The organism is Caloramator sp. mosi_1, assembly GCF_028622835.1.
In the GTDB taxonomy this organism is placed as follows: Bacteria; Bacillota; Clostridia; order Clostridiales; family Caloramatoraceae; genus Thermobrachium.
This window is the reverse complement of record NZ_CP117677.1, coordinates 2,556,053-2,581,059: the sequence shown is the minus strand read 5'-3', so window position 1 is coordinate 2,581,059 and position 25,007 is coordinate 2,556,053. Positions and strand designations below refer to the sequence as shown.

28 protein-coding genes and 7 pseudogenes are annotated in these 25,007 nt (G+C 33.7%); 19 read left to right on the top strand and 16 right to left on the bottom strand.

The window, feature by feature from the left end; genetic code table 11:
* Positions 1-276: 276 nt before the first annotated feature.
* Positions 277-447 (bottom strand): hypothetical protein, encoded by a 171-nt coding sequence (locus PL321_RS18190; RefSeq protein WP_273962903.1) that lies wholly within the window; start codon positions 445-447, stop codon positions 277-279.
* Positions 448-1,174: 727 nt separating this feature from the next.
* Between PL321_RS18190 and PL321_RS21985 the strand changes: the two genes are divergently transcribed.
* The 7 genes and pseudogenes from PL321_RS21985 (at position 1,175) to PL321_RS21975 (ending at position 7,096) form a co-directional block, all read left to right on the top strand.
* Positions 1,175-1,483 (top strand): aromatic amino acid lyase, encoded by a 309-nt coding sequence (locus PL321_RS21985; protein ID WP_443110675.1) that lies wholly within the window; start codon positions 1,175-1,177, stop codon positions 1,481-1,483.
* Positions 1,473-2,601, top strand: a pseudogene (locus PL321_RS18185) (HAL/PAL/TAL family ammonia-lyase). The gene PL321_RS21985 and the pseudogene PL321_RS18185 overlap by 11 nt, the downstream one beginning before the upstream one ends.
* Positions 2,602-2,689: 88 nt before the next feature.
* Positions 2,690-4,271 (top strand): annotated as a pseudogene (hutU, locus tag PL321_RS21980) (urocanate hydratase); the annotation flags it as partial.
* Positions 4,272-4,282: 11 nt separating this feature from the next.
* Positions 4,283-5,176: pseudogene (gene ftcD, locus PL321_RS18175) on the top strand (glutamate formimidoyltransferase).
* 10 nt (positions 5,177-5,186) lie between these two features.
* Entirely contained in the window at positions 5,187-5,861 is a 675-nt protein-coding gene (locus PL321_RS20485; RefSeq protein WP_337960882.1) for an amidohydrolase family protein, read from the top strand.
* A gap of 226 nt (positions 5,862-6,087) precedes the next feature.
* Complete coding sequence (locus PL321_RS20480; protein WP_337960881.1) at positions 6,088-6,432, top strand: amidohydrolase family protein; 345 nt, start codon at positions 6,088-6,090, stop codon at positions 6,430-6,432.
* 11 nt (positions 6,433-6,443) lie between these two features.
* Positions 6,444-7,096 (top strand): annotated as a pseudogene (locus tag PL321_RS21975) (cyclodeaminase/cyclohydrolase family protein).
* A 904-nt stretch (positions 7,097-8,000) separates the two neighbouring features.
* On the opposite strand, the gene PL321_RS20475 reads toward PL321_RS21975, so the two are convergent.
* The 13 genes and pseudogenes from PL321_RS20475 to PL321_RS18100 all read right to left on the bottom strand — a co-directional run bounded on the left by PL321_RS20475 (position 8,001) and on the right by PL321_RS18100 (position 16,154).
* Entirely contained in the window at positions 8,001-8,312 is a 312-nt protein-coding gene (locus PL321_RS20475) for a hypothetical protein (RefSeq protein WP_337960880.1), read from the bottom strand.
* A pseudogene (locus PL321_RS20470) lies at positions 8,303-8,637 on the bottom strand (polysaccharide deacetylase family protein). Before PL321_RS20470 ends, PL321_RS20475 begins: the two are co-directional and overlap by 10 nt.
* A gap of 484 nt (positions 8,638-9,121) precedes the next feature.
* On the bottom strand, positions 9,122-9,496 hold the full coding sequence (locus PL321_RS18150) for an NAD(P)H-dependent oxidoreductase (protein WP_273962901.1): 375 nt from the start codon (positions 9,494-9,496) through the stop codon (positions 9,122-9,124).
* Entirely contained in the window at positions 9,459-9,599 is a 141-nt protein-coding gene (locus PL321_RS18145; RefSeq protein ID WP_273962900.1) for a hypothetical protein, read from the bottom strand. Before PL321_RS18145 ends, PL321_RS18150 begins: the two co-directional genes overlap by 38 nt.
* Before the next feature lie 11 nt (positions 9,600-9,610).
* Positions 9,611-10,147 (bottom strand): hypothetical protein, encoded by a 537-nt coding sequence (locus PL321_RS18140; RefSeq protein ID WP_273962899.1) that lies wholly within the window; start codon positions 10,145-10,147, stop codon positions 9,611-9,613.
* Complete coding sequence (locus PL321_RS18135; protein WP_273962898.1) at positions 10,137-10,553, bottom strand: hypothetical protein; 417 nt, start codon at positions 10,551-10,553, stop codon at positions 10,137-10,139. The genes PL321_RS18140 and PL321_RS18135 overlap by 11 nt, the downstream gene beginning before the upstream one ends.
* 633 nt (positions 10,554-11,186) lie before the next feature.
* A complete protein-coding gene (locus PL321_RS18130; RefSeq protein WP_273962897.1) occupies positions 11,187-11,333 on the bottom strand; it encodes a hypothetical protein in 147 nt (48 codons plus the stop codon).
* 10 nt (positions 11,334-11,343) lie between these two features.
* Positions 11,344-12,612 carry a hypothetical protein gene (locus PL321_RS18125; RefSeq protein ID WP_273962896.1) on the bottom strand — a complete coding sequence of 423 codons (1,269 nt, stop codon included), beginning with the start codon at positions 12,610-12,612 and terminating at the stop codon, positions 11,344-11,346.
* A complete protein-coding gene (locus tag PL321_RS18120) occupies positions 12,596-13,354 on the bottom strand; it encodes a nicotinate-nicotinamide nucleotide adenylyltransferase (RefSeq protein WP_273962895.1) in 759 nt (252 codons plus the stop codon). Before PL321_RS18120 ends, PL321_RS18125 begins: the two co-directional genes overlap by 17 nt.
* Positions 13,355-13,857: 503 nt before the next feature.
* Positions 13,858-14,721, bottom strand: a complete 864-nt coding sequence (locus PL321_RS18115) for a hypothetical protein (RefSeq protein WP_273962894.1) — start codon at positions 14,719-14,721, stop codon at positions 13,858-13,860.
* The gene (locus PL321_RS18110) at positions 14,715-15,110 is read right to left on the bottom strand and encodes a hypothetical protein (RefSeq protein ID WP_273962892.1); all 396 of its coding nucleotides are present in this window, start codon (positions 15,108-15,110) and stop codon (positions 14,715-14,717) included. The genes PL321_RS18115 and PL321_RS18110 overlap by 7 nt, the downstream gene beginning before the upstream one ends.
* Before the next feature lie 118 nt (positions 15,111-15,228).
* The gene (locus PL321_RS18105) at positions 15,229-15,633 is read right to left on the bottom strand and encodes a hypothetical protein (RefSeq protein WP_273962890.1); all 405 of its coding nucleotides are present in this window, start codon (positions 15,631-15,633) and stop codon (positions 15,229-15,231) included.
* Positions 15,570-16,154, bottom strand: coding sequence for a hypothetical protein (locus PL321_RS18100; RefSeq protein ID WP_273962889.1), 585 nt, complete (start codon positions 16,152-16,154; stop codon positions 15,570-15,572). Before PL321_RS18100 ends, PL321_RS18105 begins: the two co-directional genes overlap by 64 nt.
* Before the next feature lie 138 nt (positions 16,155-16,292).
* Here PL321_RS18100 and PL321_RS18095 point away from each other — a divergent pair, with 138 nt between their 5' ends.
* The 10 genes and pseudogenes from PL321_RS18095 (at position 16,293) to PL321_RS18045 (ending at position 21,721) form a co-directional block, all read left to right on the top strand.
* Positions 16,293-16,475, top strand: a complete 183-nt coding sequence (locus tag PL321_RS18095) for a hypothetical protein (protein ID WP_273962888.1) — start codon at positions 16,293-16,295, stop codon at positions 16,473-16,475.
* Complete coding sequence (locus tag PL321_RS18090) at positions 16,472-17,086, top strand: hypothetical protein (protein ID WP_273962887.1); 615 nt, start codon at positions 16,472-16,474, stop codon at positions 17,084-17,086. The genes PL321_RS18095 and PL321_RS18090 overlap by 4 nt, the downstream gene beginning before the upstream one ends.
* A 70-nt stretch (positions 17,087-17,156) precedes the next feature.
* The gene (locus tag PL321_RS18085; RefSeq protein WP_337961228.1) at positions 17,157-17,843 is read left to right on the top strand and encodes a M3 family metallopeptidase; all 687 of its coding nucleotides are present in this window, start codon (positions 17,157-17,159) and stop codon (positions 17,841-17,843) included.
* A complete protein-coding gene (locus PL321_RS18080) occupies positions 17,797-18,084 on the top strand; it encodes a M3 family metallopeptidase (RefSeq protein WP_273962886.1) in 288 nt (95 codons plus the stop codon). Before PL321_RS18085 ends, PL321_RS18080 begins: the two co-directional genes overlap by 47 nt.
* A gap of 305 nt (positions 18,085-18,389) precedes the next feature.
* On the top strand, positions 18,390-18,566 hold the full coding sequence (locus PL321_RS18075) for a hypothetical protein (protein ID WP_273962885.1): 177 nt from the start codon (positions 18,390-18,392) through the stop codon (positions 18,564-18,566).
* Positions 18,551-19,164 (top strand): annotated as a pseudogene (locus tag PL321_RS18070) (N-acetylmuramoyl-L-alanine amidase family protein). Before PL321_RS18075 ends, PL321_RS18070 begins: the two are co-directional and overlap by 16 nt.
* Positions 19,137-19,769, top strand: a complete 633-nt coding sequence (locus PL321_RS18065; protein WP_273962884.1) for a hypothetical protein — start codon at positions 19,137-19,139, stop codon at positions 19,767-19,769. The pseudogene PL321_RS18070 and the gene PL321_RS18065 overlap by 28 nt, the downstream one beginning before the upstream one ends.
* A 26-nt stretch (positions 19,770-19,795) precedes the next feature.
* The gene (locus tag PL321_RS18060) at positions 19,796-20,416 is read left to right on the top strand and encodes a peptidoglycan-binding domain-containing protein (protein WP_273962883.1); all 621 of its coding nucleotides are present in this window, start codon (positions 19,796-19,798) and stop codon (positions 20,414-20,416) included.
* A gap of 209 nt (positions 20,417-20,625) precedes the next feature.
* Positions 20,626-21,416: pseudogene (locus PL321_RS18055) on the top strand (ROK family transcriptional regulator).
* Complete coding sequence (locus PL321_RS18045) at positions 21,413-21,721, top strand: ROK family protein (protein WP_273962880.1); 309 nt, start codon at positions 21,413-21,415, stop codon at positions 21,719-21,721. Before PL321_RS18055 ends, PL321_RS18045 begins: the two are co-directional and overlap by 4 nt.
* A gap of 278 nt (positions 21,722-21,999) precedes the next feature.
* Here PL321_RS18045 and PL321_RS18040 read toward each other — a convergent pair whose 3' ends face one another.
* Together PL321_RS18040 and PL321_RS18035 are read right to left on the bottom strand one after the other, a co-directional pair.
* Positions 22,000-22,644: a hypothetical protein gene (locus PL321_RS18040; RefSeq protein WP_273962878.1), complete on the bottom strand. Its 645-nt coding sequence runs from the start codon at positions 22,642-22,644 to the stop codon at positions 22,000-22,002.
* Positions 22,645-22,686: 42 nt separating this feature from the next.
* Complete coding sequence (locus tag PL321_RS18035; RefSeq protein ID WP_337960879.1) at positions 22,687-23,355, bottom strand: hypothetical protein; 669 nt, start codon at positions 23,353-23,355, stop codon at positions 22,687-22,689.
* 530 nt (positions 23,356-23,885) lie between these two features.
* Here PL321_RS18035 and PL321_RS18030 point away from each other — a divergent pair.
* Both PL321_RS18030 and PL321_RS18025 read left to right on the top strand, forming a co-directional pair.
* Positions 23,886-24,713 (top strand): ABC transporter substrate-binding protein, encoded by an 828-nt coding sequence (locus tag PL321_RS18030; RefSeq protein WP_337961226.1) that lies wholly within the window; start codon positions 23,886-23,888, stop codon positions 24,711-24,713.
* Between the two features lie 165 nt (positions 24,714-24,878).
* Positions 24,879-25,001, top strand: a complete 123-nt coding sequence (locus tag PL321_RS18025; protein WP_273962876.1) for a hypothetical protein — start codon at positions 24,879-24,881, stop codon at positions 24,999-25,001.
* Positions 25,002-25,007: the final 6 nt, after the last annotated feature.

Sequence of the window (25,007 nt, the reverse complement as noted above, 5' to 3'; positions counted from 1 at the left end):
GGTTTTTACAAAAAAGAGCACAAGCCCCCTGTTTTAGGCACTTGTGCTCTTTTAATGTATTTTTCTACAATTATTTTTTAATAGAATAGATTTTGTTAATTTCTTTTATAATTTCATTAATATCTTTTGAACTTAAGCCTTTTTATTTAGTAATAGAATTAATTCAATATAAGATTTATCATATTCATTATTATTTTGTTTATATGAGTGTTCTTTTTTTCTTTGTTTTCATCAGAAAATATTTCGTTTATTTTTGTTTTAAACTGTCAAGTTGCTCTATATTTCGTAAAATCTTTTATTTTTGGTTTCAAAATCGAATGCTTTTGTATGTGCTAAATATAATAAGGCTCTATATATTTTATTTTCGTCTATTTTTAGTTGTTTTGATAATATCTCTGATACTTTTAATAAAGATAATTTGTTTTCCATTATGATATTTGTATTCATACCTTTTTATTCCTCCTTATTGATATGATTTCTTTATTTAATTTTCTTATTTCTTTTTGTATTCTTGTATTAAGATCTTACGTAAATAAATTTCTTGAAGCTTTTTATCAGAATATACATCCTTTAAATTAACGTTTTCTTCTTTAGCGATTTTGTACATACTAGTATAGATTTTTCGATTATCTTTTAATATGTTATATATTCTTTTGTGTTTTTTCTTACTTTGCTAGTTATCGAGTTAAATTTTTTTGTTTTTCATTTCATTCTCAAAAAAATTAATTTTCTACTACATATTAAAATAAAAATAACTTATTCTTTTAAAAAAATATAAAATATTTTTAAACTATGCATATTTGTTTGGTTAAATTTATATTATGAAGATATTTGAAAAATGAATTTTAAAGTGACAAATAAACAAAAATAGAAAATGTCGCATTTCAATTTGGTGGTACTTTAATGTGAAGTTAAAGTTACTATTATTTGATTGAAATAGTAATAGAACCTTTCGAATATTCATTTCCATAATATGGTTCAATTCACATTTCACCTGGGTGGCACTTTAATGTGTTAAAAATATTCAGAAAATTTCAAGAAGAATTTAGTGTTATAATGTTATTAGAATATTTCGAATATTTAAGGTGGTGGTGGGTTTGCATAAAGTTATTATTGATGGTGAAAATTTGACTATTGATGATGTAGTTAAGGTTGCAAGATATGGGTATAGGGTTTGTATTGCAGAGGATGCCAAAAGAGGGTAAAGGCTGCACGAGAGGTTGTAGATAGGTTTGTTGATGAAGGAAAGGTTGTATATGGAATTACAACTGGATTTGGTAAATTTTCTGATGTTGTAATTTCAAAGGAGGAGGCCAAAAAGCTTCAAAGAAACCTAATTGTTTCCCACGCCTGTGGAGTAGGAGAGGAGCTTTCTGAGGAGGTTGTAAGGGCAATAATGCTTCTTCGTGCAAATGCACTATCTAAGGGCTATTCTGGTATAAGGCTTGAAACACTTGAGAACTCTTGTAGAAATGTTAAATAAAGGTGTGCATCCAGTTATATATGAAAAGGGTTCCTTAGGTGCAAGTGGAGATTTAGCACCGCTTTCACATATGGTTCTTGTTATGATAGGTGAAGGTGAGGCCTATTATAACGGTGAAAGATTATCGGGCAAAGAGGCACTTAAAAGAGCTGGAATAAAGGAAATAGAACTTGTAGAAAAGGAAGGACTTGCTCTTATTAATGGAACTCAAGTTATGACAGCAATAGGAACCCTTGCATTATACGATGCAGCCCTTCTTTCAAAGGCAGCAGATATTGTTGCATCTTTAACGGTTGAGGCATTAAGGGGAATTACAGATGCATATTATTATAAGGTACATAACGTTCGTCCACAGATTGGACAACAAAAGTGTGCACAGAACTTAACAAGGCTTCTTGAGGGAAGTATGCTCACAACAAAACAGGGAGAACTTAGAGTACAGGATGCCTATACATTAAGATGTATTCCACAGGTACACGGTGCAAGTAAAGATGCTATAGATTATGTAAAAAGGTTGTTGAAATTGAGATTAATTCAGCAACAGATAATCCATTAATATTCTCGGATGAGAATAGGGTTATATCAGGGGTAACTTTCACGGACAACCAATGGCACTTGCTATGGACTTTTTAGGTATTGCGGTATCAGAACTGGCCAATATATCAGAAAGAAGAATAGAGAGGCTTGTGAATTATCAGTTAAATGACCTTCCAGCCTTTTTAACAAGAAAGGGTGGATTAAATTCAGGTTTTATGATAGCACAGTACACAGCAGCTTCACTGGTTTCAGAAAACAAGGTATTATCACATCCAGCATCAGTTGACTCAATACCATCATCTGCAAATCAAGAGGACCACGTCAGTATGGGTACAATAGCAGCAAGGAAGGCAAGAAGTATAATATACAATGCAATGAGGGTATTAGGAATAGAGTATCTTGCAGCCTGCCAGGCAATTGATTTAAGGGGTATGAAGGGGCTTGCAAAGGGAACTTTAGCAGGATATGAGCTTTTAAGGCATAATATATCAGTTTTAGATGAAGATAGAATTATGTATAGGGACATAAACAGGGCAACAGCTCTATTAGAGGAGCTTGTTATAAAGGTAGAAGAAAAATAGGAGAACTTATGTAAGGGGTTAATTTATGAGAGAGATTAGGGCACCAAGAGGTAATCAACTAAACTGCAAAGGTTGGCAGCAGGAGGCAGTATTGAGAATGCTTATGAACAACCTTGACCCAGAGGTTGCTGAAAAGCCAGAGGATTTAATAGTTTACGGTGGTAGAGGAAAGGCGGCAAGAAACTGGGAATGTTTTGATGCTATTGTAAATTCGCTGAAGAATCTTGAAGATGATGAAACACTTCTTGTCCAATCTGGAAAACCTGTTGGAATTTTTAAAAGCCACAAGTGGGCACCAAGGGTTTTAATCTCTAACTCAATGCTTGTCCCACACTGGGCAAATTGGGAATATTTCTGGGAGCTTGAACAAAAGGGACTTACAATGTATGGTCAGATGACGGCAGGTTCTTGGATATATATTGGAACGCAGGGTATATTACAGGGAACCTATGAAACCTTAGCGGCAGTTGCAGAAAAGCACTTTGGAGGAAGCCTAAAGGGAACTATAACATTAACTGCAGGGCTTGGAGGAATGGGTGGAGCTCAACCTCTTGCAGTTACTATGAATGAGGGTGTTGCACTTTGTATAGAGGTTGATAGGGAGAGAATAGAAAAGAGAATAAACACAAAATATCTTGATGTATATTATGAGGATTTAAATGAAGCCTTAAACAGGGCAATTGAAGCAAAGGAAAAGGGAGAAGCTATTTCAATTGGTGTATTAGGTAATGCTTCAGACATACTTCCAGAGCTTGTTAAAAGGGATTTGTTCCAGATGTATTAACAGACCAAACATCAGCCCACGACCCACTGAATGGATATGTTCCAGGTGGTATGATGTATGAAGAGGCCCTTGAGCTTAGAAAAAATAATCCAAAGGAGTATATAAGACTTGCTAAAAGAGTATGGCACGTCACGTTGAGGCAATGCTTGAGATGCAAAAACGTGGTGCAGTAACCTTTGACTATGGTAACAATATTAGACAAATGGCATATGATGAAGGTGTAAAGGATGCCTTTAACTTCCCAGGATTTGTTCCTGCATATATAAGACCTCTATTTTGTGAAGGAAAAGGACCCTTCAGATGGGCAGCACTATCTGGGGATCCAGAGGATATCTACAGAACTGATGAACTTGTACTTGAGCTGTTCCCAGAAAACAAACACCTTGCAAGATGGATTAAGATGGCAAGAGAAAGGGTTAAGTTCCAAGGACTACCTTCAAGAATTTGTTGGTTAGGATATGGAGAAAGAGCCAAGTTTGGACTTGCTTTAAATGAGCTTGTAAGGAAGGGAGAACTTAAGGCACCAATTGTAATAGGACGCGACCATTTAGATTGCGGTTCAGTTGCGTCTCCAAGACGTGAAACAGAATCTATGAAGGATGGTTCTGATGCTATTGCTGATTGGCCAATATTGAACGCTCTAATTAATGCGATAAATGGTGCAACTTGGGTATCTGTTCATCACGGCGGAGGAGTTGGAATTGGCTATTCTATCCACGCAGGAATGGTTGTATGTGCTGATGGAAGTGAGGAAATGGATGTAAGACTTAAAAGGGTTCTAACCAGTGACCCAGGTATGGGAATTTTAAGACACGCTGATGCAGGATATGATGAAGCAATTGAATTTGCAAAGGACAAGGGCGTAAAGATACCAATGCTTAAATAGGAGGTAGTAGGATGGCTAAAATAGTTGAGTGTGTTCCTAATTTTTCAGAGGGAAGAGATAAAGAAAAGATTGAAAAATAGTAGATGAAGTTAGGAAGGTAAAGGGAGTAAAGCTTCTTGATTATTCTTCTGATATAGACCACAACAGAACTGTTGTAACCTTTGTTGGGGACGTTGAGGGAGTTATAGAGGCAGCCTTTAATATGACAAATAGGGCCTGTGAACTGATTGATATGAGAACCCATACAGGTGGACATCCAAGAATGGGGGCAATGGATGTTATACCCTTTATACCAGTTAGAGAGGTTACTATGGAGGAATGCATTGAGATAGCAAAGGCTGTAGGAAAAAGAATAGGGGAAGAATTAAAGGTGCCTGTTTATCTGTATGAAGAAGCAGCAACAAGACAAGAGAGAAAAAATTTAGCAGATGTAAGAAAGGGACAGTATGAGGGATTTTTGAAAAGATTAAAAATCCAGAATGGAAGCCAGATTTTGGGCCAAGTGAAATGAATGAAAAAGTGGTTGCACAGCAGTTGGTGCCAGAGTACCGTTAGTTGCCTTTAATGTTAATTTAAATACACCAAATATTGAGATTGCAGACAAAATAGCAAAGACTGTTAGATTTATTGGCGGAGGATTAAGGTTTGTAAAGGCTATGGGGGTAAAGCTTGAGGACAGAAATATAACTCAAGTATCTATGAATCTTGTAAACTATGAAAAGACAGCAATCTATAGAGCCTTTGAAATGGTTAAGATGGAGGCAAAACGTTTTGGAGTTGAGGTTGTTGGAAGTGAGATAGTTGGACTTGTTCCAATGAAGGCACTTGTAGATTCTTTAGAGTACTACCTACAGCTTGAAAACTTTAGCATCGAGCAGGTTCTTGAGCATAGAATAGCTGAATAGGGGTGGTACTTTGGATAGAATATTATTAAAAAATGGGAGGATCGTAACTGTAAAATCTAAGGGTCCAAAGTTTGGGGAGGAAATGGCGGACCTTGGGGTTATTGAGAGAGGTTATGTGGTGGTAGAGAATGGTATTATTTTAGATGTTGGAAGCGGGGATGGATTAGAATTTTTGGAGGATGGAACGGAGGTTATTGATTTAGAGGGAAGGCTTGTTCTTCCTGGATTTGTTGACAGCCATACGCATCTTGTACACTATGGCTCAAGGGAGAATGAGCTAAAATTAAAGCTTGAGGGGGCAAGCTATTTAGATATATTAAAACAAGGTGGGGGAATTTTAAGTACGGTTAGGGCTACAAGGTCGGCAAGTTATGATGAGCTCTATAAAAAGGCATTGAAGAGTCTTGATTTGATGCTCCTATGGGGTACAACAACCGTAGAGACCAAGTCAGGATACGGATTGAATTTTGAAGATGAAATAAAGTGTCTAAAAGTTGCAAAGGAAATAGAGCATCCAATTGACATTGTAAGCACTTATCTTGGGGCACACGCAATACCTGAGGAGTATAAGGGAAATGTGGAAAGTTATATAGAGCTTATGATTAATAAGGTTATGCCCTATATAAAAAAGAGGGACTTGCAGAATATGTGGATGCCTTTTGTGAAGAGGGATTTTTCAATATAGACCAAACAAGAAGGGTTTTAAAGGCGGCAAAGGAGTTGGGATTCCAAGTTAAGCTGCACGCCGATGAAATAGAGCCTATGGGGGGCACAGCTTGCAGCAGAAGTTGGGGCTGTATCGGCAGAACATTTAGTGGCTGTATCGGATGAGGGAATAGATGCTATGAAGGAGGCAGGAGTAATACCAATTCTGCTTCCTGGCACTTCCTTTTATCTAAGGCTAAAGAGGTATGCACCTGCAAGGAAATGATAAAAAGGGGCTTGCTGTTGCAGTGGCCTCAGATTACAATCCAGGTACTTGTCCAACAGAGTCGCTGCAGAGCATAATGATTTTTGCTTCGCTTGGTATGGGGATGACACCACATGAGGTTATATCAGCAGTAACAATAAATGCAGCTTATGCAATAGGGCGTGGGAGTGAGGTTGGAAGTATAGAAAAGGGCAAAAAGGCGGATTTAATTGTTATGAAGGCACCAAACGAAAACTACATTATTTACCATTTTGGAATAAACCATATTGATATGGTAATAAAAAATGGTAAAATAGTAGTTAAGGATGGAAGAATAATGTATTGAGGAGGATTAGGATGAAGATATATGAAAATACAATAGAAAAATTTTTAGAGGACCTTGCTTCAAGCTCTCCAGCCCCAGGTGGTGGTGCAGTTGCTGCACTGTCAGGTGCACTTGCTGCAAGTTTATCATCTATGGTGATGAATTTAACAGTAAACAAGAAAAAATATATGGAATATAGTGATGATGTAAAAAATAGGTTTAATGAGTATTTAGTAAAATGTGAAGAGCTAAGAAAAAGTTTATGGAGTATATTGAGCAGGATGTTGAGGCATTTAATTTGGTTATGCAGGCATATAAAATGCCAAAGGATACAGAGGAGCAAAAGGCGGAAAGAGAGAGGGCTATACAGAGGGCATTATTAGAGGCCTATTCTGTACCCTATGCTGTTGCAGATACAGCTTTTTCAATGTTTGATATTGTGGATTTTGTTGCAGAATTCGGCAACAAGAATGCTATAACAGACGCTGGAGTTGCGGCTATACAATTGTATGCAGCAATTGAGGCGGCGGTATTAAATGTAAGAATAAATTTAGAGGGAATTAAGGATATTGATTTAGTAAGCGATGTTGATATGCACTGTAAGAGATTTTTAATTGAAGCAGCACATAGAAAAGAAGAGATTTTATTAAAGTGCCACCCAGGTGAAATGTTACTTCATCCATAATATGGAAAACGTGTTCTATAGCGTATATCCTTTGAAAGTAGGTACTTTGTTAAAAGTTGGGATGTGTATTTTTATTTCTACAAGGCTGTTGAAAAAGTTAAGATAAGCCCCTTGAAGGATTTCCTTGGCATTCCTTCATTTCGCTAAGAAAATCTAAGCTTTTCTTTGTTTGAAAAAGTCCTACCTTGCGATACCCTTGCTCTTGAGGGCTGCTCGGCTCGGTACATCGTGTGCCGAATTTAGGACTTTTTCAAAGTCTAAAGATGGACTTGGTAAAGCTTATGAAATATGCCAATTTGAAATCCCTTCAAGGGGCAGTTTCATAATCAGAGCATCTTTTATGGGCTCTTTGTCAATTGTTGGGGCGGGCATTAGATTATAATGCCTGTCCCTTCTTATTTGTAAGGATTTTAGAATAGTATATTTATTGGGGAGATTCTCTACAAAAAAGTATAAATGTCTTTTAATGTAGAGGCTTTTTATAGGCTATTTTTTATAGTCCTTACCTTCTTTATGTTTTCAAGAGGTTGATATAGTTGTACTGTATTTTTGGACTTTAGTTAAAATTTTGATGGAATATTTTTGAGAAAGAGGAAATATACTGTACTGTAGTTCAAAAGAAATAAAATTGGTTTTGGGGGATTATGATGTTTTATTGTACAAGCTGCAAAAGAATAGTTAAGGATGGAGGAGTTTGTGAGTTTTGTTCTAATCAAGATTTAAGGGAACTTAAGCTTGATACACCTGTTAATGTGCTTGGTACAAAGCTAAAGGGTAGAGTATTAAAGATTTCAGAGGATAGAGTTAGGTTGCTTATAAGGGATGATTCGAATAATAGGTTTATTAAGGAATACAGCTATAGAGAGCTAAAAAGATATTATGAAAGGGTGCACAAGCACCCTTTTTACTTAAGTTCTGTAAGAGGTTTAAATTCGTATCCCATTTCACGAAGCTTATCTATTATTGTGGGAAGTGCCTCTGTATTGCTCTTTGATACTGCGTGTAGAAGCATTATTTCACCATTATGGCACCTGTCTAATACCCTTTGTATAGTTGTTTCAACAGGTGGTTGGTCGTCTACAAGCCAATCTTTATGGGCAAAACTCCAAAAGATTGTTTTGTATCCAAGCTTTTGGGTATAGTATAGAGAAAGTTCACTATATTTTCCCATTGGAGGTCTAAAAAATTTCGGCATATCCTGTCCTGTTACTTCCATAAAGGCAGTCTCTGTATCCTCAAATTCCTTTTAAATTTATTAAAATCTGTTGCCTTCTGCGGCATTGACGGATGCGTTGAACTATGGTTTGCAACAATATGACCTTCCTCAACCATCCTTTTTATTAGTTCTTTATTTTGATTTATATATGGCCTTGTCACAAAAACGCAGCCTTTACGTTCTTTTCCTTTAAAACATCCAGTATTTTTGCAGTATATCCATTTTCATATCCTTCATCAAAGGTTAGATATATCTCCTTTTTTGTTTTATCACCCAAATAGTAGGCGTCGTACTTTTTAAAAAGCTCTACAGTTTGCTTTGGCATATATTGCGATTCATTATTTTTAATAGGAGGCGGACCAAAGTCTATCTCTTTATTGCTTAATGATGATACGTCAGCGTCTATTATTAATACGTCTTCATTATTTAAGTTTTCTTCATTAGAGGATGTTTCTTTGTCTTCTTGTTTTTCCTTATTTTCATCTTCCTTATCTGTAGTCTTATCCTCTTTTGGCTTTTGTTCGTTATTTTGAGTTTCATTTGTAGTAGGTTTTGTGTTTATAGTGTCATTATTGTTAGTTTGCTTTTTCCGCAGGATGAGAAAATTAATAATATTATCAGTAAAAAGGGGATTATTTTTTTCATCTTAAACCCTCCTTAAAAAACAGTGAAAAAACCAATCCAATTTAGAAAATAGATACTTAGTCCGTAGATAATTGAGTTAAGCCACAAAGTTTATTTTAGTTGAATACTGCAATTTAAAATAAACAGCAGAAGGCTTTTATACTATCTTTAAATTAAATTCTTAGTTATATTTTGTGCAAATTCCTGTGCTTTATTTTGGATTCCTTCAACTTTTTTATTTCTCCCATATCATTTGCTATCTCCATTATAGCAAAGTAGGGTGGAAGAATAAAACCTTTATTTATGTTTAGTGCACCTATTAACTGCTTTGCAACTGAATCCCCTCCAGAGTTTCCTGATACAATTACAGAAAAGAGCATCTTATCATAGAAGGGATTTCTTCTATATAGGGCGGTAATTCTATTAATAACTGCACTTAAGTTGGCGGATACTGCATCATTGTAGTTAGGACATATAAAAACAACAGCATCAGCCTCTTCTATTGCAGGAAGATTTCCTTTACTATAGAACCACCATAAAAGCAGCTTTTTGCTTTGCAAAGTAGAGGCAGGTTTTAAAGGGACATCCTATGCAGTCCTGTATAGTTCCGTTTTCAACGTGGTGTTCAAATATATTTATTCCTTCTATATAATTTTTTATCATATACCAAAGGGTTAGAGTGTTAGATGTATCTCTATAGCTTGCGTGCAGTACAGATAGCTTAGGGTTTTGTTTTTGATTATTTTAAAATTAAAAAATCTATTAGATAGCCCTTCGCATAGATGATAACAGATTTCCTCAAGGGACATATTAAGCGTTTTCTGCCACGTTTTAAAGTTTATAAAACCTTCTACAACTTCAACAACTGGGTGTCCTATAAAGAGGCATCCTAAACTGTTGCTTATAAATATAATCTGCTGTGAAAAGCTCTTTGTATAGTTTAAATTAGGGCTCTTTATTAATATACAGGCAGTTGAACCTAAAAGGGAATCTTTACCCTTTAAGGACAAATTATTTAAAACATCAAGTATATAGGGGCATATACCAATACTGTTTAGTTCAACCGCAAATACAATTTTTTTATTTTGAATACTTTTATGCCTTTGAGGGTTGTATTCCTCAAAGGCATTATCCTTCATAAAAGCCCTAATCATATTGTTTAGAATAGAAGACCTATTAGGAGATGCAATAAGTAAAGTATCACACATCAAATTCTACCAGCCTTTCATAGCTCCTTTTTATTCTTTCTAATAGCCTGTTATCCATATTTTCGTAGGTTTCTATTTCAACACCGTACTTTGTAAGTCTGTTTTTTATGCCTAAAAAGGCATTTCCTATTGCAACCGTACTAAAGTGCCATTCTCCCTTAAGACAAGCTAAAATAGAGAGGGCACCAGATGACAGGGCTGGGGCAATGTAGGGCTTAAAACCAGTTTTTCTTACCTCTATGTTTGCATTGGTTGTAAGCTCTGTTAGTTTAAGAGAAATCTGATGATTGTAATTTTCTATATTATCTGCAACCACAAGGTCCTTGCCGTGAGGACCGAAGGCCCTTCCCTTATCCTTAAAATAGTCTAAATTCATCTTTTGAGCATAATAAAGTGCCCTTGCATACATAACTCCAAGCCCAAATCCCTTAACATTATCTGACGGGAAGGTATAATCTTTATTAAGTTCTGCATAGGCCTTTTTGCAAAGATGGTCAACAGGGTCAGAGACTACAAAGAAATACCCTTTATAGTTTGCCTTTTTGCAGCCTCTGCATACAATGAAATTATTTCTGCATTGCTCTTATACTGTACAATTCTAACATCTACATCCTGTACCGACACATCAGGAACCTGTCTTGTTATGCAGAATATAAATACGTCGCAGTCAAAGACCTCATCAAATCCTACAGGTTTAACCTTAGGTAGAGCTATATTGTTTGAGTAGTTTATCTGGTTTAGTTCATACTCCCATCGTTTTACTTTGTTTTCGTCAAGGTCAAAAATACCAATCTCAGATATTATGTCTTGACCTAAAAGTCTAAGACCAATTGATAGTGTTCCCCCAACGTCTCCAAGCCCTGCAACTGTTACCTTGTATTTTTCCTTTAAAGGGTTAGTCTTATAAAGCTCCTCCCATCCTTCAAAGGATGTATTAATGAAGGATAGCCTGTTCTTATCTATTAAATCATCTAAAAACCCTTTGCCCCTCTTTTTATTATATAATCAAGGCCCTCACAATCTTCTATTTGAGTAGCAGAAGTTACAACCTGCCTAAACTTATTGTTTGTTCCTGATTTTTTAATAAAAATATATGCTCAGAAGTTTTTAAATCCTCCTCAGATATTTTGTTTAGTTCAAAGCTGTGGTTTGAAATAAAAAGGTCGTTATTTTTTCTATATATATTCATTTTATTCCTCCTAAGTCAAAATTGGCTCAAGTTTTTCAAGCTGCTCAAGGTCATTTTTAAGATAAACTGAAGGAGATAGGGTCAGGTCGTAGTACATAAATTTTCCGTGTTCTGGGTATCTTGGGTATACAAGTGCATCACCTATGTTTTGTAGGGTTAAGCTTCTTTCGTTTATTGCTTCATATTCCTCCTCTATAGCCTCAAGAAGCATTTTTGAATTTTCTATGCATACCTTTGAAAGGTTAAATATATCCTTTGTTGAAGCCCCCTTTAAGAAGGTTGGGACAGCATAGGGTAGTATAAGGTTTACAGAAGGTATGAGGTTCCTTTGAGGATAGCTACCTCTAAACAAACTATCTCCACCTATGAAGGGGTAGAGGGCATCTTCATAGAACCAAGCTCTAAGCTTTGGTATAAAGTATGCACAGTCAACCTCTCTGTTTTGTATATCCATAATCTCCTTACCTTGACCTGACAGTATTCCAACAATAATCTTATGAACATCAACCTTTTCAGATTTTAAAATTGGGTCAAGTGCCTTTATTCTATAGCCCTTATGGAGTATATCATCAACAAGTATAATAGGTCTGTCAAAGCTTGCTATTGTCTTAATTTGAAGTTCAAGGCTAAGATAATTTGGGTATGGGCCTATTTTGAAGGTCTTTAGGTTTGGATTAAATAGTTTTTCAGTATGGAGTGCCTTTGTTACTGTGTTTGGTACAACATTTCTTCTTAATATGTTCCCATAGGGGACGCACATTAAAGGCCCAAGTGTTCGGGGCACCATCTGATATGGTGGAACACCGTTTTCCCTGCAAATCTTTTGTACAAGCCTCTTGTATATAACATCCCTTTCAAATATTAAAACAAGATGTCCTTCGTAGAGCCTTGTTAGAGCCTTCTTTAGATTTTCCCTTGTTTTAATTATAGCATTTTTTACTCTTTCGGTATTTCTATAGGGTTCCTTTATAATTGTTTCAATGTCAAGAAGCAGTGATATAGGATAGTTCATATTTACAGCATAGCATTTATTGAATATGTCCTCTGTTTTAACTTCAATAAAACCGTTTGATAAAAGCAGGTTGTGGGTTTCAAAGTTTTCTTTGATGTCCAGTAGGTTTTTATATATTGCATAGTCGTAGTCCTTCTTTATGCAAAAGGAGAGCGTTTCTGTCAGTATAAGCTGCGGCAGTTCCTTTATGCTTGAGTTTTTATCTATATACATTCCGTCTATGCAGATTATTCTTCCTACAGCATTTCCCTTAAAAGTTAGAAACAACTGTATCGTTTAGTTCTATATAAAAGGAGTTTGAACGCAGCCAGTGGAAGGCAGAAAAACCAGCTATGCTGTCATTTTCTTTATCAATAGCAATAAGAAGTCTTGCCGACGGCTTTGAAAAGAACTTCATCATCTTTTCCTTTACTACATAGAAATTTAATCTTAAAAGTTTAGACAGCTTTTCAACAACAGCCTCCTTATATTCCTCTACTATTTCAAACTCAAAGGGCCAATCTGTAAGAAGGGATTTATACTGGGGCTCTCTTCTGTAAAATCCATTCTCATATATATACTTTTGCACAAGAGGGTCTACTAAATTTGAGATATCTCTATTTTCATCTATGCTGTTTCTTATTTGAGTAGAGCTTATGTCTTCGTATTGGGGCGGTAGATTTAATTTTATAACATCTCCCTCTATATTTTTAACTGCCTCTTCAAACATCTCTTGACTGTATTCATTTAGGCTTCTTCTTTCAAATATCAGATGATTTAGAGTGTGTATAGAGTCCTGTTCTTTTGGCTTTTTATAGGCAGAGGCATTTATAACCACATCGCTTCCAACAACAATATAAACCTCGTAGTCTTTAAAAATCTCCTTTAATTTTTTTATATCCTTAGGATTAGATATGTTTATAGGCTGTGTTTCAGGAAATAGAAATATATTGTTTTCATCTGCAATAGATAGAGAAGCTATGGTCCTTCTTATAAGGTTTGGAAGTGTTTTTGGACCAAGAGAACTCATCTATTGCAATATATACCTCAAATCCTAAATCCCTTATTGCCTTTGCAATCTCCTTATGGCTTAGGGAAAATGGGTCAAAGGTTCCAGGCATAAAGGCAACTCTCTTTGGTATATTTAGCTCTATTTTAGATACTATATTCTGTTCAGAAATAAACCTGTAAATGTGGTTTAATGTAGCTGAATTTACTAAGAATAAAAGTTCATCCTCCTCAAACTGTCCAACTATAGATAAAAACTTTTTAGCAATTATTTTAAATATCTCCTTCTTGTCCTCTAAGGAAAGCGTCTTTGAACCGAAAACTTGCCCTCCAATACAATTAAGTGCAAATTGTTTTATAGGGTTGTTGTAGTTTATTAGCCCACTTAATATTATTGAAATTAGCTTGTTTAGGATTTTTTGTAGTCCTCCTCATTCTTAACTTGAGATTTATATATATTAATGTTTGAAAGTGCAACAGAGGAGGTCTTTAATATAAGTGATGAAACCCTTGTGTTTGATGTTTTTATTTTTCATAGGAGTCATCTAAAAATTCGTTGAGCTCGACTACAGGTAGATAGAGTATTATTTTACCAAGATAGTTTGGTATGTATTTTGTAAATCTGTAGCCCTCCATTTCAAGAGCACGAACAAGTTCTACGGCAATTTCATTTCTTTGGTCCATTGGTAAAAACTTTATTATATTTAAAATAGACTCTCCAGCTTTGTTTCTTACAGCCTCAACGGCACTAACCTTAAGAAGGTTGCAGAAGTGAAGGGCAGTTTGAAGTCCCCTTTCCTTAGGGTTTTTAAGGGCATAATCTAAGAGTATATCTATTTGTATTTTCTTTGTTATCCAACTGGTTGCAGTTTTTAGGTTGCTTAAGAATATATCTGTTATATTATCAAGGTTTTTAATGTAGTAGGAAAGATATTCATTTACAATAATACTGTCAATATCTAATTTTTCAGCAATGTTTAGCTTTAAATAGTTTTCAGGAGCCGTTGCACTGTATTTTACTTCTTTAATAAAAATCTGTTTTATATTATCTAATATATTTGCTGAGGGAGTTTGTTTTTTAAGCTGAACAAGTAGGGTATCAAGGGCCATAATTCTAATGTGGTGCCTCTCGGATAGTAGTCTTTTAGTTATAAATTCATAGAACAGGTTGTCTTCTTCTTTAAGTGGAATATATTTTGCAGCATCTAATAGGTATAGCTCCATTTCCTTTGAAAGATTATCTTTATTGTAAAACTCCTGCAGTGCAAATTTGTATTCTAACTTCTGATTTTCAGAAATCTTATTAAATATAGATTTAATAAAAACAGAAAGACTGTATCCTATCCATTCCTTATAGGTATCTATGATCTTGTGGTCAGGTGTTAGCATAAGGGAAACATACCTTTTAAAAGGTAGATTGAATTTACATCTTCTCTGTCTTTCTTTGCGTTTTCTGGAAGTTCTTTTCTGTATTCTTCATCAAAGGAGGCAATAAGAAATCCAAGAAGTTCAGCCGCCTGCCTTCTTATATCTTCTTCATTGTGCATTAGCTGTTCATATAAAAAGCCAAGTGTAATTATCTTTTGCTTTTGGGTAAGATAGGTTGAGTATTCTTCAATTATATCAAGGTATGCACGAAGGGCCTGAGAGTCCTGTACGTTTCGTGCGTTTTCTAATATTTCATTTAATGAAAATTCGCTTCTTAATTTATGCATAAGCCTGATATTGTGGTTTATTGCTTGATATTTTATGTTTTCAACCACATCATTGCCAAACATAAGTGAATAGCATTTATCTTTATTTGCAGTGATTTTGATGTCCTCTAAGGAGGTATTTATGCCTAAATCTAAAAGATAGTTTTCAAAGTCCTTAAGCTTTGAATATACCTTTTATACCTTAGAATCTTTTTTCATCAACATTGTCAAGCTTATTTAGTATAACATCAAAGGATTCATCAAGGCTGTAAATGTACATCTGTTCTTTGTTGTCTATCCTTTTATTTTTTACTCTAAAGTCACTGTAGATTAGTATCAGTGATTCTATTGATAGGTTTTCAAGCTCTAAATCCCAAGTAGAATGGTTTATAGCTATGTTTCTTATGTAGTTTATATTGTGCTTTTTAAACCAAACATCTGTATAGTAGTAGTGAAGATAGGGAACCCTTTTGAGTTCAACTCCCTTGCATCCAAATTTTCCTATGTCGTGGCCTGCAGCAGCTCCAGATATTCTCCCAAGGTCTATAGGTAGGTTTTTGTTTTTGCCTGTCTTGCAATGTAAAGGGACAGATAGTGTACTCCACAAACGTGGTCGAGGGTGTTGTATCCTATTACCTCCTGGTTTAGCTTCATCATTTCATAAACATAATCCCCTTCAAAGGCCTCAACAAATTTTTTATATTCGCTGGGGTCTTCAAGATTTCTTTCCTCATCAAGACCAAGGAAAAATAGAGGATATCTGCTTTGGAAGCTTCCGTCGTTTGATAGTTTTTGGAATTTTGAAAAAACTTTAAGTAATAAAAGGTAGGTTTCAAATATCGCAAAATCCTCTTCATCAAGCTCAAGTGTAACAGCTTCGCTGAAGGATTTTGAAAGGGCGTATTGATAGACTGCAAATAGAAAGTCGTCGTCCTTTTTGTAGAAGGTTTTTATAATTTCTTCAAGGCATTTATAGCATCTTATGCAGCTGTAGTCTTTGTTTACAGAGGCTTCGTTTAGGCTATTTTTAAAGTCCTGCGTATTTAACATATCAATAAGCCTTTTGTATATATTTGATGATGTTATTATCTTTGATTTGAGTATTAGGTCTATAAGTTCTCCAAACATAACTTCCTCCTAAAGTTTAGATTATATATTTTAATATTACAAAAATAAGGTTGTATAGTCAAATTAATCTTTCCAATATGAATTTTATATGGAAATAATTTATAAAATGTGTAATAATTAAGCTAAGGAGGTGTTATTATGGATTATAGTTTAATTGAAAGAAAGGATATCCCAAGTGAATATAAATGGGATATAGATACAATCTATAGCAGCGAAGAGAGTCTTTTAAAGGATGTAGAAGTTTTAAGAGGAATGATTGAGGAGATTAAAAAGTTTAGGGAAGCTTTAAAAAAGGTGCAAAGTTTTTATACGAGTGTTTGAATTTAAGGGATGAGGCAGGAAGACTTTGTGATAAGATAACGGTTTACTGTTTTATGAAGAGGGATGAGGACAACAACAATACAAAGGGACAGGAGCTTGCGGATTTAGGAGAGAGGGTATCTGTTGAATACAACAGTGCAACTGCCTTTATTTATCCTGAAATATTAGAGCTTGAGGATGGAACTATAGATAGATATTTTGATGAAGTAGCGGAGCTTAAGTTATATAAACACGAACTTGAGGATTTGATAAGGCAAAAGAAGCACGTTTTGTCAGATAAAGAAGAAGAGCTTTTATCAAAGACAGCAGAGATGTCGCAGGGATTTGAAAACATATTTAAGATGCTCAGCTTTGCGGATTTAAAATTTGAAACAATTAAGGATTCAAAGGGTAAAGAATATGAGCTAACCATAAATAATTTTTCACAGTTTATAGTATCTAAGGATAGAGAACTTAGAAAAAATGCCTTTAAGAGCCTACACAACGGCTTTATGAAGTATAAAAATACATATGGGGCGATGCTCTCTTCAAAGATTAAGTCGGATGTTTTCTATGCAACAGTTAGAGGGTTTAAGTCTGCACTTGAGGGGCATTATTTTCAGACAACATAGATGTTGGTTTATATAACAGATTGATTGATATAGTATCAGACAATATTCCATCCCTTGATGAGCTTATGAAATTAAAAAGAGGGAGCTTAAGGTTGATGAGCTTCACCTTTACGACCTTTATGTACCTATTGTAGAGAGCGTAGATATGGAAGTTAAGTATGATGAAGGAAAGAAAATGGTAAAGGAAGGCCTTGAGGTTCTTGGAGATGAATATTTAAAGATTCTTGATGAGGCCTTCAGTAACAAATGGATTGATGTCTACAGCAATAAGGGTAAATATTCTGGGGCGTATTCCTGGGGAGCCTTTGATACAAAGCCCTATATCCTACTTAATTACAATGAAAGATTAGACGATGTTTTAACCTTATCCCACGAGCTTGGACATTCAATACATTCATATTTTTCAAGAAAAACTCAACCCTATGTATATTCAAACTACACTATTTTCTGTGCAGAGGTTGCCTCAACTACAAATGAAGTGCTTATGTATTTCTACCTTATGGATAAACTAAAGGGAGAGGCAAAAAGGTATATAATAAGTGAGTTTATGGAATTAATTAGAACAACCTACTTTAGACAAGTTTTGTTTGCTGAGTTTGAGCTAATAACCCATACAATGGCAGAAAAGGGAGAGCCGCTAAATGGCGAAAGACTTTCAGAGATATGGAGAAACCTATACAACAAGTACTATGGAAGAGAGTGCGTAATAGATGATAGAAATAAGCATAGAATGGGCAAGAATACCTCATTTCTATGATGGATACTATGTATATAAGTATGCAACAGGATTAAGTGCTGGAATTAGCATTGCAAAATCTATTTTAGAGGATAAGAAAAATGTAGAGAGATACCTAAACTTCTTAAAATCAGGTGGAAGCAAGTACTCTTTAGATCTATTAAAGGAAGCAGGGGTGGATATGCTTTCTGGTAAACCAATAAGTGACACAGCAGAAGTGTTGAGGTATCTTATTAAAGAGTATCAGTCAGTTGAAAAGTGATATTTCAAGTGTAGGACACTTTTTATAAAAATTTTTTGTTAATATGTATAAAAAAATGAAGGATGGTTAAAATTAATAATGAAAGCTCAAGGAAACCACCTTGAGATGGAAACAGTAGTTTCCATAAACAGAACCCCCATCCCCTTAGGGCCGAGAAGCGGCCCACTTTTTGCTCATTTTCATAAAAATTATTTATTCTTTTGTCAAAATAAATGTAATAAGAGATAAAAATATTGTTAAATTATTGAAGATAGTAGCAGTTTAATGTATAATTTAATTAAATTAAATTTGTTTTGGGGGTGGACATGTTGAAATTTTATAAAAAGATTACATGTCTGCTTATAACTATGTTGATGTCGTCAAACATAGTTTTTGCAGGTATGCTTGATGGTAGAAGAATTGTTTTAGATGCTGGCCACGGGGAAAAGATCCAGGTGCCGTTTATGGTGGTTATAAAGAGAAGGATATTAATATTGCAATAATAGAAAGAGTATCAAACATATTAAAGAATTTTGGAGCTGAAATTATATTAACAAGGGTTAATGATGATTATGTAAGTCTTCAGGATAGAGTAAATATGGCTAATAACAATAAAGTAGACCTATTTATAAGTGTACACAACAATGTTTCTGCTTCACAACAAAATGGAAAAACTATAATTAATCCAAATGTAAAGGGGACAGAAATTTATTATAGTTCAAGTAGACCCAATATTATAAATTTAAAGTATGTAGAATATGAAGGAAATAGATATGAATATATAAGTGAAGAAAATATTGATGGAATTGATTATGTTTTAATTAGAGTTGATAATAATGAATTTAGAGTTGAAAAGAATAAAGTTAGAATAGTAGATAATATTCCTTATCAGGTGCCTGAAAGTATTGATTTAGCAAAAATGGTTTTAAGTGGGATTACATCGGTAGGTTTTGTAGATAAAGGAGTAAAAATTCAAATTTTTATGTAACAAGAAATACAATTATGCCCTCAATTTTAATAGAGACAGGATTTATGACAAATCCTGAGGATCTCAAAAAGTCACAAATCCTGAAATGCAAGATAAAATATCTTTTAAAATAGCGGATGCTGTATATAAATATTATGAAGCATATGAAGGGAATAAAAGAAAAGCGTTTGGCTTAATTAATAATCTTGAACTTAAAATGACTAATAGATATGCTTTTGTTGGACAAGCAGTTGAGTTGAAATTAGATGGAATAGAAAATTATGATAATTATTTATATAAATTAGAAGTAAAAAAGGATAATAAAACAGTTTATTCAACTGAGTATGTAAATGAATTTAAAAATAATTATAGTGTAAACGAAGATGGAATATATGATGTAACATATTATATAAAACAAAAGGACTCTGAAAATGAATATGATGATAAAATAAGTGGTAATTTTATAGCCTTTAAATTGCCTGAAATTAAAAATTTAACAATTGATACACAAAAGGTTTATGTTGATAAACCTATTATAATAAAGGCGGATAAGGAAAATGGTAGTTATGAATTAATGGATTATACGTTTGAGATTTATTCGGAACAAAATTTAATTGCATCGGTTTCTAATAATGAAGGCGTACTTCAATATACACCAAAAAGTGAAGGAGAATATAGAGTTATTTGTTATATAAAAGATAAATTAAGTGACAGCCAGTTTGATGATAAAAAGAAATAAAATTTGTTGCAGAAAGACAGCAGGAAATGTCAAGAGGAGGCACAGCTTCAGAAGATAATATAAATAGTCTTGTGTATAACAGAGTATTAAAGAAGGGTGTTCAAGGAACAGATGTCACTGCTCTACAATTAGCTTTAAAAAAATTAGGATATTATAAGTCTAATGCAACTTCTTTAGTATTTGATAATGCAACCTATGATGCAGTAGTGGCATTTCAAAAGGCAAATAAGTTAACGGTTGATGGGATGGCAGGTCAACAGACGATAAATAAGATAAATGAGCTGTTAAAAAAGCAGGGAGAACAAAATACATCAAGTGGGGCAAGTACACAAACAAACACAACAGGAGGAACAAATAGTTCAAGTGGAACAAATACAACTACACAAAGCAAAGTAAATAATACGACTAATAATGTAATGCAGTTAATATATACAAGACCGTTGAAAATAGGAGTAAGAGGGGAAGATGTAAAGAAACTGCAGGAGGCATTAAAGAAATTAGGATATCTAAATATAGCAACAACAACGACATACTTTGGAACTAATACACAAGCGGCAGTAAAAGCATTTCAAAAGGCAAATAAGTTAACGGTTGACGGAATGGTTGGTCAACAGACTATTAAAAAGATAAATGAGAGGCTAAAATAGTGCCACCCAGGTGAGAATGTGAATAGAACCAATATATGGGAACACATTTCGCCTGGGTTTTGTGCATTTTGTTATGGTTTATTAAATAAATTAACATTGAAAATTGTTAAAATTCTTTCTATAATGGTAAAAGGGGGTGTATTTATGGATAATATTGTGCCAGGAAGCTTCCAGCTTATGAAAAAATAAATACAGGCCTTATTATAGATGTGATAAGGCTAAAGGGACCGATTTCAAGGGCGGAGATAGCAAAGATTTTAAATTTAACTCCGGCAACAGTTACAAATATCACAGCAGAACTTATAAATAAAAATATAATTATAGAAAGTGACCTTGGACAGTCTACAGGTGGAAGAAAACCTATACTTCTTAAAATAAATGCTGATTCATATTATATATTATCTGTACATATAGGTTCTACGCGAATTAGGACCGCAGTTTTAAATATGGAATCAAAAATAATCGATAAGATATCTGTTAAAACAACTCAAAATACAACCTATGAGGAAGCAATAAATATAATTAAAGAGGGGATAGAAAGATTAATTAACGATAATGGTATTATTAAAGATAAGCTACTTGGAATTGGTATTGCGGCACACGGCATAGTAGATGCAGAGAAGGGTAAAATTATTTATTCACCAAATTACGGATGGAAAAATAAAAATATAAGAACGGATTTAGAAAAGATATTTGATATTCCTGCTTTTTGGATAGAGATGTTAGAGCTATGGCACTTAGTGAAAGTTGGTATGGTGCTGGTAAATATGTAGACCAATTTATAAGTGTAAAAGTTGGTTATGGTGTAGGTGTGGCATTAATAAATAATAAGCAGCAGATAAGGGGATATACTGATGGTTTTGGAGAATTTGGTCATACAAAGGTTGCCTTTGATGGTCCCTTATGTAGCTGTGGAAATAGAGGATGTATAGAAACTTTTAGTTCAGAGAAGGCTGTTGAAAGATATGCAGAAGAACAAGGACTAAAAAAGATTGTATGACAATCCACGAATTGTCTTTAATGGGGGATGAAAGAGCAATATGTGCAATAAATAGAGCGGCAGAATATTTAGGACTTGCAGTTGCAAATTTAATCAATACATTTAATCCACAACTTATTGTATTAGGTGGAGATTTGATTGATGTAAATGACTATTATTTAAATGGTACAATTGAAAATGCAAAGAAATATGCATTACCAGATTTATATGAAAGCTGTACAATAAAAAGAGCTGATACAAAAGGAGATGCAATTATAAAGGGTGCTACCGTATTAGTTCTTGATAATTTATTTGATAATATATGATTTTAATAAAACAAGTCACTTATTGAACTACCCCCACCTATAGAGGTGTTGGTTTCGTGGTCAATACTCCTATCGGAGCAAGTTTACCCACGCTCAAAGGGCTGTTCCATCCCCAGTTTTACCATTCATATGGCTAATTTTAGTAGTTTGGTTTTCACTACTTTTTAGCAACATTCATCACCCACTTATAGAAGTAGGCGACTTCTGTCGCTGATTAGGTTAAAAAATAGGTGACTTGTTTTATTGGTATTAGAAACTATATGGAATTAAATGGCATTTCACATTTCACCTGGGTGGCACTTTATATCGATAAAGTTTAGTTTTCCAAGGCTGTTGATTTTGTATATGATTGAAATTGTGTATTGCGGTTGGTTGTTTTTATTTACAAGAACGCCTTCAGTTATAATTGCTTTTCCATATTCGGTGTATTCAGTTGCGGAATAGATTAGTTTTAGTGTTAAATCTTCACTGGATTTAACTTGTTTTTCATATTCTCCACAGGATACTGTATAAATACTGCCTGTTTTTATAAAGTTTATTTGTTTGTGTATTATGCTTGGTGATAAAATTTCCTTTATGGCATCCTTAAAGGTAAAAATATATATGTTTTCAACGTTGTTTTCAATTGAATTGATAATAAAATCGTCACATCTGTCGTCGTTTATATCCTCAACGTTGCAATAAAAATTGTTTGTATTGATTTTTATCTCTTGAGTCTTTGTTGTTCGTTTGCTTTTATACACTATTTTTACTGTATCATCTTCTTTTATAAGATAAATACTGTCAACTCTTGAGTCGCCGTCAAAATCTCCAATGCAGGAATACATAATGTTGTCGGAATATAAGTTATTTTTCTTAAATACAGGTATTGAGCAGGAATAAAACAGAAAAGAAATTAAAAGGACTGCAAATACTCTTTTCATATATCTTACCTCCACAGATAGTATTTGCAGTCTTTACAAATATTATTTAACTATATTTAAATCTGTAATAGTATACTTTGGTAGTTTTTCTTCAACCTTAGACAAGCTTAGTCTAACTTTATAAACAAGAGCCTCATTACCAGCCTTGGATTGTACACTTGTTCTTACTAAATAAGTTATTTCTGTTGGCATACCGTCTTTGTTGTATTTAACCTCTGATAGTTTTGCATCTTCGAAGTTTCCACTTTGAATTGTTGAAGTTAATTTATTGTCGATTATTTGATTAAAGGCTTCAACCTCCTTCTTTTCTACATATTCTATAAAGGATGCGATAGTGTCTTTTCCAAGTGTTAGATTGTTTAATGTACTAAGTACAGGAGTTAGCTTTCCTTCCTTTGCTATAAATAAATTATAATTTATACCACTATTATTTCTTGAACCTAAAAGTACAAAGTTGTTGGATGAAGCAGGGTGTTTAATTAGTCCGTATATTTGATATCTTCCTGAAGCCATTTTTTCAAACTTTTCATTGTTAAATTTATATATTCCTAATATTGAGCCTGTTTTATCCTTTGATTGAATTACTATCTCTTTAATTTTATCATTATCAATGTCGTCTACAGTTACGTGCATTGGCCATTCTTCAGAATAGTATCCAAGTGTTTTTATAGTTTTATCTGCCTCAATAACATAACCCTTTCCATCGCTCATAGCTACGCTTAAGTTGTATTCATTTGTCTTTTTGTCAACATTTATTATTATGCTGTCTATTTTTCCGTCGTTATTTATATCATCTTTAATTGTATATTGTGAACCTATGTTATTAATAGTTTCATTTGTACTTCTTGATGCAATTATAATTGCTGCTATGATAATTACAGCCAGTATAATTGCCGCCCAAATTAAATGTTTTCTTTTATTACGTAGATTCTTAATTTCATATAATCACCTCCCACTAATATATATGTTGTAATATTAAAAAATATTTGTGGTAAAATACTAATAATAATAATTTTGTTATTGTGGAAATCTAATACAAATAGATGTATAATCTATATTGTGCTGACTCAAGTTTAAACATATATTAATAGGAGGCGAAAGGATGAAGAAATTTATTTCTTTTATTTTAGGATTTTTAATGCTTTTTACAACATCAAGTTGTGGTCTTATGGGTAAAGAAAAAAGGAAGAAAAAACAACTGTAAAGTTTGCAACATTTTACGGTGCAAAGAGTGAGGAAAAATAATAGAAGTTTATAAAAAGATAATAGAGGAGTATGAAAAGCAAAATGATAAAGTAAAAATAGAACTTATAACAGACTATGGAGATGAAACCAAAATAAAAAATGATATATCAAAGGGTGAAGTAGATTTAATAGGACTAAAAAGGCAACAGATTATTGATTTTGCAAAGGCAGGAATGCTTACAGATTTAACACAGTTTTTTATTGAAAAAGAATTAGACAAAAAGGTTTATGAAGTATCCATAGGATATGGGCTCTATAATGATAAAATATACGGATTTAATGATATGCCTCTTACTATAGAGTTTTTCTATAATGTTGATACCTTCAAAAAGTACAGTTTAAAGGAACCTACTACATTAAATGAACTTTTAGATATATGTAAAAAGTTAAAGGCAAGAGGCGTAACACCAATGGAGGTTGGTGCACTTGATAATTGGACACTTGCTATTTTATTTAGCCAGATTAATGCTCAAACTACAGGTTCTATAGAAGCTACATCAAAATACAACTCAGACAAAAATGGATATCTTACATTAAAGGGAATAGATCAATCCTTTGAGATATTTCAAAAATTAAATACTAGCGCTCTATCAAAGGGAAGCATAGATATAAATTATAGAAAGAGTGTTGACGATTTCATAAAAGGGAAGGTAGCAATTCTTCCAGCAGGTGCTTGGGCAACAAAACTTATAGACGAAATAAAACCATCAAATTTTAATTATTCTGTTTTTACAGAGCCTGTTAAGTTTATTGATGAGCCTATTTCAATGTTTGCAGGAGCAGGAGGTCAAACTATAGCAGTTCCTCAAAAGCAAAAATGCTAAGGAGGCACAGGCATTTATCGAGTTTTTACTTTCAGAGGAGGCACAAAAGAAGTTTGTTGAGGCAAACTATATATCACCATTAAAAGTGCAAATAGCAACGACAATGAGTTTCAGGATAAGATATTAAACCATCTTAATGCTACGGATAAAAATAGTGTAGTATTTATGGATAATATACCAAATAATATGTTAGATGTTTTATCTAAGGTTTTATATGATATGCTTGAGGGAAGAGTAAAATACAATGAGGCTTGGGAAAAGGTATTAAAGCTTGTGTATCAACAATAGGGAGCT